The organism is Streptomyces sp. NPDC031479, from assembly GCF_055581065.1.
The window spans coordinates 102,099-114,452 of the sequence record NZ_JBVIKC010000001.1; the positions used below are offsets into that span (position 1 = coordinate 102,099).

A 12,354-nucleotide genomic window follows, 5' to 3' on the forward strand; every position below is an offset into this window, starting at 1 on the left:
GCGATCACCGACCATCCCTGTGACCACGCGAGGTGACACCCCATGACGTCCGACTCCCTTTCCTCACCGGACCTCCCCGGCGGCACGAAAGCCGCAGCGGCGACCGGAGCCGCGACCGGAGCCGAGGTCAACAACTTCCAGGTCGACCTGCGCGGCCTGGTCGACCTGCTCTCCCACCACCTCTACTCCAGCCCCCGCGTCTACGTCCGCGAACTCCTGCAGAACGCCGTCGACGCCGTCACCGCCCGCCACGCCCACGAACCCGGCGCCCTGGTCCGCATCCGCCTCTCCGCGTCCGCCGGCCGCGTCACCATCGAGGACTCCGGCATCGGCCTGACCGCCGCCGAGGCCCACTCCCTCCTCGCCACCATCGGCCGCAGCTCCAAACGCGTCGGCAACGGCACCGACCCCGACATCCGCGGCCTGGAGACCACCCGTCAGGAGTTCCTCGGCCAGTTCGGCATCGGCCTGCTCGCCTGCTTCGTCGTCGCCCGCCGGATCAGGGTCGTCACCCGCTCCGCCCGCAACCCCCTGGCCGCTCCCGTGGAATGGCTGGCCACGGACGACGGCTCGTACACCGTGCGCGAACTGCCCCACGAGGCACGCCCGGAGCCCGGCACCACCGTCCACCTGGAAGCCCGCCCCGGCGCCGAGGAGTGGACCGAACCCGCCAGGGTCGAGCGGCTCGCCCGCGACTACGGCTCCCTCCTTCCCCACGAGATCACCTTCGACGACGGACTCGGCGGCGCCCCGCGCCCCGTCACCGACCGGCCCGCCGTGTGGGACCGCCCCTTTCCCACGCCGGCCGCCCGCCGCGTCGCGCTCGCCGGACACTGCGCCGCGCTCTTCGGCTTCACCCCCCTCGACAGCATCGACCTCGACCTGCCGGTCGCCGGGATCCGCGGCGTCGCGTACGTCCTGCCCGAACCGACCAGCCCCGCCCACCGGGCCGGACACCGCGTCCACCTCAAGGGCATGCTGCTGACCGACCAGGCCGACAACCTGCTGCCCGACTGGGCGTTCTTCGTCCGCGTCGTCCTCGACACCGACACGCTGCGCCCCACCGCATCCCGCGAGAACCTCTACGACGACGAGACCCTGGCCGCCGTACGCGAAGCCCTGGGCGCCCGCGTCCGGGCCTGGCTGGCCGAGCTCGCCGTCGGCGAACCGGACCGGCTGGCAACCTTCCTGAGCGTCCACCACCTCGGCGTGAAGTCGCTGGCCAGGCACGACGCCGAGCTGCTCGCGCTGATGCTGCCCTGGCTGCCCTTCGAGACCAGCGACGGCTCGATGAGCCTGGAGGAGTTCGCGGCCGCCCACGCCGACATCCACTTCACCCGCACCGTCGAGGAGTTCCGCCAGATCGCCCCGATCGCGGCGGCCCACGGCCTGGGCGTCATCAACGCCGGCTACACCTACGACGCCGACCTGCTGGCGCTGCTGCCCTCCGTACGCCCGGACCTCAAGGTCACCGAGCTCGACGCGGGAGCCGTCACCGAACGCCTCGACCCCGTCGCCACCGAGGTCGAACTGGCCCTCGCCGGCTTCCTGGCCACCGCCCGCACCCGCCTGGAGTCCCACAGCTGCGACGTGGTGCTGCGTGCCTTCCAGCCCGTGGCCGTCCCCGCCCTCTACCTCGACGACCGCCAGGCCCGCCAGGAACGCGACCGCACGGCCGCGCTCGACAACGCCGATTCCCTGTGGAGCGGCATCCTCGGCTCCCTGCGCGGCTCCGGCCCCCGGGCCCGCCTGGTCCTCAACCACAACAACCCGCTGATCAGGCGCATCGCGGGCCTCCCCGACCCCACCCTGACCGGCACGGCGGTCGAATCCCTGTACGGGCAGGCCCTGCTGATGTCCCAGCGACCCCTGCGCCCGGCGGACTCCACCCTGCTCAACCGGGCCTTCCTCGGGCTCCTGGAATGGGCGACCCACCCCACCCAGGCCCAGGAGGACGACAAGTGACCGCCATGACCAACGAAGAGATCCGGCAGGGACTGCAGCAGAACCGCGGCCTGCCCCACGGCGCGGCCCGCAACGCGCAGGCCGAGGCCCTCACCGCCGCCGCCGAGGTCAGCGGGGACCCCGCGCTGTTCCGCCACGCGTTGATCACCCAGATCGACGCCTACGAGTACAGCGCCGAACGCACCCGCATGGTCATCCCGTTCGCCCGCCTCCTCCAGGAGTACGACCGCGACCCCACGGCCTTCGACAGCGGCCACGCCCACGCCCTGTTCTGGCGCTTCAAGTGGGTGGCCGGCCGGATCGTCGAATCCCCCGAGATCCCCATCGAGACGGTCACCCGCTGGCTCGACGACATGGAACGGCGCTACCGGATCGCCGGGTACAGCGAACGCGCCGTGCGCCAGTCCGAGTTCTACCTGGCCCACGCCACCGGCGACCGCGAGCGGGCCGAACGGGCCATCGCCCGTTGGCGGGCCGCCGACCGCGACGCCATGAGCGACTGCCGCGCCTGCGAGACCCACACCCAGGGCTGGTTCTGGGCCGACCGGGGCGAGGACGCGAAGGCGATCGAGGTCTGGGAGCCGGTCCTCGGCGGCGGCCAGACCTGCATGGAGGAGCCGCACCGGGTCCTCGCGCGCTCCCTGCTGCCCCTCGTACGGCTCGGCCGCGCCGACGAGGCCCGCTCCCACCACCTGCGGGGATACCGCCTGGCCCGGGGCAAGGAGAGCCTGCTGCGCTCCATCGGCGAGCACATCGAGTTCTGCGCCCTGACCGGCAACGAGGCCCGCGGTCTGGAGATCCTCTCCGAACACGCCGTCCACCTCGTCCCGCTCGCGGACGTCGACACCCAGATGGAGTTCTTCGGCGGGGCGCTCGTCCTGCTGCGCCGGCTGCACCGGCTCGGGCACGGCACGGACCTGTCCGTCCCCTACGAGGGCACCCCGCGCACCGTCGACGAGCTGTACGGGATCCTCCACGGCCAGGCCCTGGCGATCGCCGCCCGCTTCGACGCCCGCAACGGCAGCAGCCGGGTCTCGGACGAGCTGCGCGAGCGGATCGGGCGGGAACCGCTGCTCGACGTCCTCCCGCTGGGGGTGCGCAGCGCCGGACTGCCCCGGACCGTGCCGGTGACCCCCGCGCCGGCCGTGGCCCCGGCCCGGCCGCAGGCTCCCGGAGCCGGCCTCGACGCCCTCGTGGAGCGGGCCCGCACCGCACGCGACTCGGGCCACCCGGGGGCGGAAGCCCTGTGGGCGGAGGTGGCCGTACGGGTCTCGGCCCTCCCCGCCTCGGAGGCGGACCCGCTCGTCACCGCCGACGTGGCCGACCAGCGGGCCCTGGCCGCCGCGCGGGCCGGCGCGAAGGACGCGCCGCAACTGCTGGCGGACGTCCGCGACCGGTACCGGGCACTGGGACGGGCGGAGCGCGTGGCCCTCACCGAGCTCCGGCTGGCGACCGCCGCCGCCCAGTCCGGGGAAGAGCCGGAACGGGTCCGGGAACTGCTGGCGACCGCCCTGCGCGCCGCCGAGGCACTGGACCCGGCCGAACCGCTGCGGACCCGGCGGATCGCGCTCGCGGAGCTGTCCTCGATGCGCGTGGAGTCGTACCTGCGCACGGTCGAGGCCACGCGCACGCAGGACCACGGCCACGGCCACGGGGAGGAGCACGGCCACGAGGTGCTGGTGGCCGACCTCGGCGCGTTCGTCGCCGCCTACGGACCGGACCTCGCGGACCTGACCGCCGAGGCCGAGGAGATGCTGGGCCGGCTGGCACTCTCCGCGGGCGACACCGACCGGGCCCTCCCCCTGCTGGCATCCGCCGCTGCCCGGGTGATCGAGGCCGACCGTCCGTGGGAGGCCGTGGACCCGCTCGTACTGCGGGCCGGGGTACTGGTGTCCCTGGAGCGGACCGAGGAGGCCGAGGAAGCGGCGCGGTCCGCCCTGGAGCACGCCGCCGAGGTCGTCGACGCCGAGCAGCAGGGCATCGTACGGATCACCCTCGCGGACGTCCTGCTGCGCCGGGACTCGGCGGCGGAGGCCGCCGAGCACGCCCTGACGGCGGCGCACTGGTTCGACCAGGCCGGCCTGACCTCCGAGGGCGGCGCCCAGGCCCGGCTGCTGCTGGCCCGGGCCTACGCCGGTGAGGGCCGGACCGCCGACGCGGCGGAAGTGCTCCGGTCCACGCTGGCCGACCTGCTCCAGCACGGTGAGGGCCAGGCCGTCTCGGCGCGGGACTTCCTGGGCAACCTGCTGCGGGAGCTGCGCGATGCGCGGGGCGCCGCGGAGCAGTTCCTGCTGGCGGCGGAGCTGGTGCAGGGCTGGGAGGACCCGCGTCCGCAGGCGGGCTTCGCCCAGGCGGCCGCCGACTGCCTCTCCGACGCCGGCCTGGCCGAGGAGGCCGTCGCCGCCTACGAGCGTGCCCTGGAACTGCGTCGGCTGACCGGGGAGGCCGTCGTCTCCGAGGCCCGGATCCTGCGTTCGCTGGCCTGGCTGGGGCTGCGCGAGGCCGTCACGGACGTGACGACGGCCGCCGCCCGGACCCGGATGGACGAGGCGGCCGGGGTCCTGGAGGGCGCCCTGGCCCTGGACCCGGAGGACCCGGAGCTGCGGTCCGAGCTGGCCCAGACCTGGCACCAGCTGGCACAGGTACTGGACCGGCGGGTCAGTGCCGAACTCCCCGTCGAGGACGGGGACGAGGCCGAGGACGGCCGGGACGGAAGCGGTGGCTCCCCTGCACGGGGCACGCTGGGCGCGGCGGGCATCGAGGCGCTGCGGCTGGAGGAGGTCGGGCTCTGGGAGCGGGCGGCGGCGCTCTACTCCGCGCTCGGGTCCGCGTACCTCCAGGAACGCTTCCAGTGCCTGAACAACGCCGCCTGGACGGATCAGGAGCTGGGACGGCCGACGGCGGGCGCCGCCCGGATCGCCGCGCTGATCGAGGAGGTCGGGAAGCTGCCCGAGGGAACCGCTCCGGAGTGGCTGCTGCCGCAGGCGGAGCGGGTCCTCACCCACCTGACGGCCTGAGGACACGACCGGCCCGGCCGGGACCCGCCACGCGGCGGGTCCCGGCCGGGCCACCGGCTCTCGTCAGGCTTCGAGCTGGGCGAGCGCCTCGGTGGCGATCCGCTCGAAAACGGCCTCGTCGGCCGCGAAGTCGGAGTCCGGGATCGGGGCGTGGATGACGATCTCGGTGAAGCCCAGCTCGCGGTGACGGCCCGCGAAGTCGACGAACGCGTCCACCGACTCCAGCATGGTGCCGCGCTCCGGCGTGAAGCCGGTCAGCAGGACCTTCTCGATGGTGTCGGACTCGCGCCCGATCTCCGCCAGGGCCTTCTCCAGCTTGCCGACCTGGCCGCGCAGGGCCTCCAGCGACTGCTCGGGCGTCCCCTCGAAGACCTTCGGGTCACCGGCCGTCACCCAGGCCTGACCGTGGCTCGCGGCGAGCTTCACCCCGCGCGGGCCGGTCGCGGCCACCGCGAACGGCAGCCTCGGGCGCTGCACGCAGCCGGGGATGCTGCGGGCCTCCACGGCCGAGTAGAAGGTGCCGTGGTGGGTCAGGGCGCTCTCGGTCAGCAGCCGGTCGAGCAGCGGCACGAATTCGGCGAAGCGGTCCGCCCGCTCGCGCGGGCTCCACTCCTCCTGGCCCAGCGCCAACGCGTCGAAGCCGTTGCCGCCCGCGCCGATGCCGAGGGTGATGCGCCCGCCGGAGACGTCGTCCAGCGTCATCAGGTCCTTGGCCAGGGTCACCGGGTGCCGGAAGTTCGGCGAGGTCACCAGCGTGCCCAGCCGGAGCCGGTCGGTGACGGCGGCGGCAGCGGTCAGGGTGGGCACGGCCGCGTACCAGGGGCCGTCGCGGAAGGTCCGCCAGGTCAGGTGGTCGTAGGTGTAGGCGGTGTGGAACCCGAGCCGCTCGGCCCGCTCCCACTGGTCACGCCCGCCCTCGTGCCAAGGACGGACCGGGAGGATGACAGTGCTCAGACGCAGACTCATGCGTTCGAGCCTACGGGCGCCTCCGCACCAACCGCACATTCCGCACCACGCGCCCCGCCACTCCAGGCCCCCGCCGCCGTGTTTCACGTGAAACATCTGCCCACCGTCTGGCCTGGGCGCCCGGGACCATGGGCGAAGATGGAGCGGTGACCTCGGCTCCCCAGCGCCCGGACGGGCCAACCCCCGTGACCCGGCTCATCGCCACCGACCTCGACGGAACCCTGCTGCGCGACGACAAATCCGTCTCGCACCGCACCGTCGCCGCGCTCGCCGCCGCCGAGGAGGCCGGGATCGAGGTCTTCTTCGTCACCGGCCGCCCGGCCCGCTGGATGGACGTGGTCAGCGATCACGTCCAGGGCCACGGCCTGGCAATCTGCGCCAACGGCGCGGCCGTCGTCGACCTCCACGCCGACCGGGAGTTCGTGCAGGTCAGGGAGCTGCCCCGGGCCACCGCACTGACGGTCGTACAAAGCCTGCGGAAGGCCGCCCCCGGTACCTCCTTCGCGGTCGAGCGGACCACCGGCATCAACTACGAGCCGGCCTATCCGCCGTTCTTCGAGAGCCCGGGCGCCACGGTCGCCACTGCCGAGAAGCTGCTGCACGAGGAGCCCGAGGACACGGCGGCGCCCGTGCTGAAGCTGCTCGCCCACCACGCCGAACTGGCACCGGACGAGTTCCTCGCCCTGGCCCGCTCGGCCGCCGGCGCCTACGCCTCGATCACCCGCTCCAGCCCGACCGCCCTGCTGGAGATCAGCGGTCTCGGCGTGTCCAAGGCCAGCACCCTGGCCCGGTGCTGCGCCGAGCGCGGTATCTCGCCCGCCGAGGTGGTCGCGTTCGGGGACATGCCGAACGACGTGGAGATGCTCCGCTGGGCGGGCACCTCGTACGCGATGGGCAACGCCCACCCGGACGTGATCGCGGCCGCGTCGGGCCGTACGGTCGCCAACAACGAGGACGGGGTCGCCGTCGTCATCGAGCGCATCCTCGCCGAACGCTCCGCGGGGTGACCGGGTAGGGCTGGAGTCGCGGGCCGGGCGCGACTTCGACGGCAGGGCCTAGAGCGGGGCCTCCCACACCAGGGTCGTCCCGCCGCCGTCCTCGGCGATGCCGGGCCCGTAGAAGCTGGTGCCCCCCAGCGACTCGGCCCTGCGGCGCAGGTTGCGCAGGCCACTGCGGCGGCCGCCCTCCGCGATGCCCACCCCGTCGTCCGCGACCTCCAGCCGCACTCCGGGCCGGCCGTCGTCCAGGGTGACCGTGGAATCGAGCACCACCTCGATGTGGGAGGCCTCCGCGTGCCGGAAGGCGTTCGACAGGGCCTCGCGCAGGGCCGCGATCAGGTTCTTGCCAACCAGCTCGCCGACGACCGCGTCGATCGGGCCCAGGAAGCGGTGCGCGGGCTTGAAGCCCAGCGGCACGGCGGCCATGTTGATCTCCCTCAGCACCCGGGTGCGCAGCCCCGAGGGGGCCTCCGCCGGGCCCTGCTGGAGCGCGAAGATCGCGGTCCTGATCTCCTGGATCGTCACGTCCAGCTCGTCCACGGCCTTGCCCACCCCGTCACGGACCTCCGGAACGATGGACCGCCGCTGGGCTCCCTCCAGCATCATCCCCGTGGCGAACAGCCGCTGGATGACCAGATCGTGCAGGTCGCGGGCGATCCGGTCGCGGTCCTCGAACACCGCGAGCCGCTCCCGGTCGCGCTGTGCCTCGGCCATCATCAGCGCGAGCGCGGCCTGCGAGGCGAACTGCGTGGCCAGGGTCCGTTCGGCCTCGGTGAACGGCCTCTCGCCGCGGGCCCTGGGGGTGACCAGGGCGCCCAGGACCCGGCCACCGCTGTGCAGGGGGAGCATCATGCAGGGCCCGTACTGGCTGGTGAGCCGGCTGATCATGCGCGGGTCGCCGGCGGCGTCCTCCACGAACACGGGCTCACCGCGCAGCAGCCTGTCCACCACCGGGCTCTCCGCCGGGATGACCACGCCGAGCGAGGTGGCCGGGTTCTCGGCGGAGACGGCCACGATCTCCATCCCGCCCTCCTCCGTGGGCAGCATCACGATCCCCGCGGCGGAGTCGGCCAGTCGGCGGGCCTGTTCGGCGACCACCGCGAGGGCGTCGTCCGCGTCCCCGCCCGACAGCAGGGCCGTGGTAACGGCCACCGACCCGTCGATCCACCGCTCGCGCTGGGTGGCGGCCTCGTACAGCCTGGCGTTGCCGATGGCGATGCCCGCCTCGGTGGCCAGCACGCGGACCATGTGGACGTCGTAGTCGTTGAACTCGCCGCCGCCGTTCTTCTCGGCGAGGTAGAGGTTGCCGAAGATCTCGCCCTGGACCCGGATGGGCACCCCGAGGAAGGTCTTCATGGGCGGGTGGTGCGCGGGGAACCCGGCCGACCTCGGATCCTTCGCCAGATCGGCGAGGTGCACCGTGTCCGGATGGGAGATCAGCGCACCGAGCAGCCCCCGCCGCCCGTCCGGACGGTTCCCGATCTTCCGCGCCAGCTCGGCGCTGACGCCGTAGGTGACGAAGTCCGAAAGACCGCGGCCCTCGACGTCCACGACGCCGATCGCCGCGTAGCGGGCGTCGGCGAGCTCGGCGGCCGTCTCACAGATCCGGTCGAGCGTGGAGTGCAGTTCGAGCCCGGTACCGACCGAGCGCATGGCTTCCAGGAGTTGGGGGACCCGGGCGGTCAGCTCGGTGGACAGCCCCTGCAGACTCCGGGTGGCCCGGGTGGCGGCCTCCAACGGGTCCGGAGTTCCCCGTGTTGGGTCCGGTGGTTCCTGAGACTCCTGCGCTGACATGCCCTTGAGACTAGTTAGTCCCGTTTAGGAGGGAAAGTCAGCAAGGTGAAACTCGGCCAGCTCCCCGTCCGCCTCCCGTTCCCGTTCCAGGAGCTCGCGCAGCGGACCCTCGACCGCCGCCAGCTCGGCGTAGGCACCCCGCTGGACGACCGTGCCCCGGTCGAGGACGAGCACCTCGTCCACCGCCTCCAGCCCGGCCAGCCGGTGCGTGATCAGCACGGTGGTCCGGCCCTCGGTCGCCGCCAGCAGATCCGACGTCAGGGCGTCCGCGGTCGCCAGGTCCAGGTGTTCGGCCGGCTCGTCCAGCACCAGCACCGGGAAGTCCGCGAGCAGCGCCCGCGCCAGTGCGAGCCGTTGGCGCTGGCCCCCGGAGATCCGCTCCCCGTGCTCGCCGACCAGGGTGTCCAGCCCGTCCGGCAGCCCGTCCGCCCATTCCAGCAGCCGGGCCGCGGCGAGGGCCTCGCGCAGTTCCTCCTCGCTCGCCCCGGTCCGGGCCAGGCGCAGGTTCTCGCGGACCGAGCTGTCGAAGAGGTGCGCGTCCTGGGCGCACAGGCCCACGAAGCGGCGTACGTCGTCGCCGTCCAGGGTGCGCGCGTCGACACCGCCCAGGGTGTACCCGCCTTCGCGCTGGTCCAGGAACCGCAGCAGGACCTGGGCGAGGGTGGTCTTGCCCGAGCCCGATGGCCCGACCACCGCGATGCGCCGCCCCGCTTCCAGGGTCAGGTCCAGCCCGTGCAGCGCGTCCCGCTCCTGGCCCGGGTGGCGGGCGGCCAGTCCGGTCAGCCGCAGCGGGAAGGGCGAGGCCGCGGGCTCGGCCGGCTCCGCGGGCTCGGTGACCGGCACGGGCGCGTCGATGACCTCGTAGACCCGCTCCGCGCTACGGCGCACCCGCTGGCGGTACTGGACCGCCAGCGGCAGCCCGCTGACCGCCTCGAAGGCGGCGAGCGGGGTGAGCACCACCACCGCCATGGCCACTCCGGACAGCCGTCCGGAGGCGACGGCCCCCGCACCCGCGAGCGCCGCGCACACCACGGTGAGCCCGCACACCAGCGCCGACAGCCCGCTGCCGAGTCCGGTGGCGGCGGCCCCGCGCGAGGCGATCCGGGTCAACACGCCGTCGCTCTCCCGCGCCCGGCCCTTCCGGTCGGCCAGGGCTCCGGCGACGGTGAGCTCGGCGGTCCCGGTCAGCAGGTCGGCCACCCGGGTGGCGAGCTCGCCCCGCGCGGGTGCCAGTCGCCGCTCCGCGGCCCGCGAGCAGGCCCCGCTGACCAGTGGCACCACGATGCCGGCCAGGAGCAGCCCCACCGCGAGCACGGCCCCGGCCTCGGGCAGCAGCCAGGCGGTGAACGCCACCGACCCGGTGCCGACCAGTACCGCGGTGCCGACCGGCAGCAGCCAGCGCAGCCAGTAGTCCTGGAGGGCGTCGGCGTCCGCGACCAGCCGTGACAGCAGGTCCCCGCGCCGCTGCTCCCGCAGTCCGGCGGGCGCGATCCGCTCCAGGCGGCGGTACACCGCGACCCGCAGATCCGCGAGCATCCGCAGCACGGCGTCGTGCGACACGAGCCGCTCGGCGTAGCGGAAGACGGCCCGCCCGATACCGAAGGCACGCGTCGCCGTGACGGCCACCATCAGGTACATCACCGGCGGCTGCTGCGAGGCCCGGGAGATCAGCCATCCGGACACGGCCATCAGGCCGACGCTGCAGCCGACGGCCAGCGCCCCCAGCAGCAGCCCGCGCCGGAAGCGGCCCTGCCACGCCGACGCCACCGCCCGCACCCGGCGCAGCGGGTCACCGCTCCCGGTGTCGCCGCCCCCGGCGACCACGTCCCCCTCGGACGCCGCACCCAGGATCCACTGCCCGGGATCGGCCACCGCCGGACCTCGCGGGGCGCTCACCACCGCCGGTACCCGGTCCGCGGGCAGGACCGGAGCCCCCTCGCCCACCCGCACCACCCGGTCGGCCACGGCCAGCAGCGCCGGCCGGTGCACCACCAGCAGCACGGTCCGCCCGACCGCGAGACGGCGTACGGCCTCCACCACGGCGGCCTCGGTCCCACCATCCAGGGCGGCCGTCGGCTCGTCCAGCAGCAGCACCGGCCGGTCCGCGAGGAACGCCCGGGCCAGGGCCAGTCGCTGGCGCTGGCCGGCGGACAGGCCCACCCCGCCCTCACCGAGCGGAGTCCGCGCCCCGCCCGGCAGGGCCGACACGAACTCCCAGGCCCCGGCGTCGCGCAACGCGGCCTCCACGGCCTCGTCGGGAGCCCCGGGGCGAGCCAGCCGTACGTTCTCGGCGATCGTCCCCGCGAACAGGTGCGGGCGCTGCGGCACCCAGGCCACCCGCTCCCGCCACTGCTCAAGGGAGAGCGCGCCCAGGTCCGCGTCCCCGATCCGGACCCGCCCGCCGGTCGGCGTCACGAAGCCCAGCAGCACGTGGAGCAGGGTGGACTTGCCCGCCCCGCTGGGCCCGGTGAGGGCCACGCATTCGCCCGGCGCGACGGCGAACGACACCGGTCCGGGCGAGCTCGCGCTCCGCCCCTCGTAGCGGACCTCGACCGAGTCGAACTCGATCCGCAGCCCGTCGGCGGGCACCGGCGCCCCGCCGCCCGGCGCGGGGGCGGGGGTCTCCAGCACCTCGAAGATCTGCTCCGCGGCGGCCAGACCCTCGGCGGCCGCGTGGTACTGCGCCCCTACCTGCCGTAGCGGCAGGTAGGCCTCCGGAGCCAGGATCAGGATCACCAGGCCGGTGTACAGGTCGAGACCCCCGTGCACGAGCCGCATGCCGATGGTGACCGCGACCAGTGCGACCGAAAGGGTGGCGAGCAGCTCCAGCGCGAACGAGGAGAGGAAGGCGATGCGCAGCGTGCGCATCGTGGCCCGGCGGTAGTCGTCGGTGATCGAGCGGATCGACTCGGCCTGCGCCTTGGCCCGGCCGAAGACCTTGAGCGTCGGGAGGCCAGACACGACGTCCAGGAAGTGCCCCGAGAGCCGGGACAGCAGCCGCCACTGGCGGTCCATCCGGTTCTGGGTGGCCATACCGATCAAAATCATGAACAGCGGGATCAGCGGCAGGGTGACCACGATGATGGCCGCCGACACCCAGTCCTCGGTGACGATCCGGGCGAGGACGGCCACCGGGACCACCACCGCGAGCCCCAGTTGGGGCAGGTAGCGGGAGAAGTAGTCGTCGAGCGCGTCCACGCCCCGGGTGGCCAGCGCCACCAGCGATCCCGTGCGGTGACCGTCGAGCCGTCCCGGCCCGAGGTCCGCGGCCCGTTCCAGCAGCCGGCCCCGCAGCTCCGACTTGACCGCCGCACTGGCCCGGTGCGCGGCGAGCTCCGTGAGCCAGGCGACCAGCCCGCGCCCCAGCGCCACCGCCGCGAGCAGCAGCAGGGGCGTCCGCAGCCCCCCGCCGTCGAGCCCCTCCTCGAAGGCACCGACCACGATCTCGGCGATGAGCATGGCCTGACCGACCACCAGCCCGGCCCCGGCGAGCCCCAGGACGACCACCGCCCCGAGGAAGAGGCGGGTGGAGCGGGCGTACCGCAGCAGGCGCGGGTCGATCGGTTTCACGTGAAACATCCCCTCGGCAGGGTCAGGCATGAACCGGTGCCCCG

The 12,354-nt window shown here is 74.2% G+C and carries 6 protein-coding genes; 3 read left to right on the forward strand and 3 right to left on the reverse strand.

Going from position 1 to position 12,354, the window contains the following annotated elements:
* Positions 1–42 precede the first annotated feature (42 nt).
* Positions 43–1,965, forward strand: a complete 1,923-nt coding sequence (locus tag ACZ5D2_RS00545) for an HSP90 family protein (RefSeq protein ID WP_468926172.1) — start codon at positions 43–45, stop codon at positions 1,963–1,965.
* Positions 1,962–4,982, forward strand: a complete 3,021-nt coding sequence (locus tag ACZ5D2_RS00550) for a tetratricopeptide repeat protein (protein WP_468926175.1) — start codon at positions 1,962–1,964, stop codon at positions 4,980–4,982. Before ACZ5D2_RS00545 ends, ACZ5D2_RS00550 begins: the two co-directional genes overlap by 4 nt.
* A 63-nt stretch (positions 4,983–5,045) precedes the next feature.
* On the opposite strand, the gene ACZ5D2_RS00555 is transcribed toward ACZ5D2_RS00550, so the two are convergent.
* Positions 5,046–5,948: an LLM class flavin-dependent oxidoreductase gene (locus ACZ5D2_RS00555; protein ID WP_371677600.1), complete on the reverse strand. Its 903-nt coding sequence runs from the start codon at positions 5,946–5,948 to the stop codon at positions 5,046–5,048.
* A 128-nt stretch (positions 5,949–6,076) separates the two neighbouring features.
* Between ACZ5D2_RS00555 and ACZ5D2_RS00560 the strand changes: the two genes are divergently transcribed.
* Complete coding sequence (locus ACZ5D2_RS00560; protein WP_371677601.1) at positions 6,077–6,955, forward strand: Cof-type HAD-IIB family hydrolase; 879 nt, start codon at positions 6,077–6,079, stop codon at positions 6,953–6,955.
* Between the two features lie 48 nt (positions 6,956–7,003).
* On the opposite strand, the gene ACZ5D2_RS00565 is transcribed toward ACZ5D2_RS00560, so the two are convergent.
* Both ACZ5D2_RS00565 and cydD read right to left on the reverse strand, forming a co-directional pair.
* Complete coding sequence (locus tag ACZ5D2_RS00565; RefSeq protein ID WP_371677602.1) at positions 7,004–8,740, reverse strand: sensor histidine kinase; 1,737 nt, start codon at positions 8,738–8,740, stop codon at positions 7,004–7,006.
* A 24-nt stretch (positions 8,741–8,764) separates the two neighbouring features.
* Positions 8,765–12,310: a thiol reductant ABC exporter subunit CydD gene (gene cydD / locus ACZ5D2_RS00570; RefSeq protein ID WP_468926180.1), complete on the reverse strand. Its 3,546-nt coding sequence runs from the start codon at positions 12,308–12,310 to the stop codon at positions 8,765–8,767.
* Between the last annotated feature and the right edge of the window lie 44 nt (positions 12,311–12,354).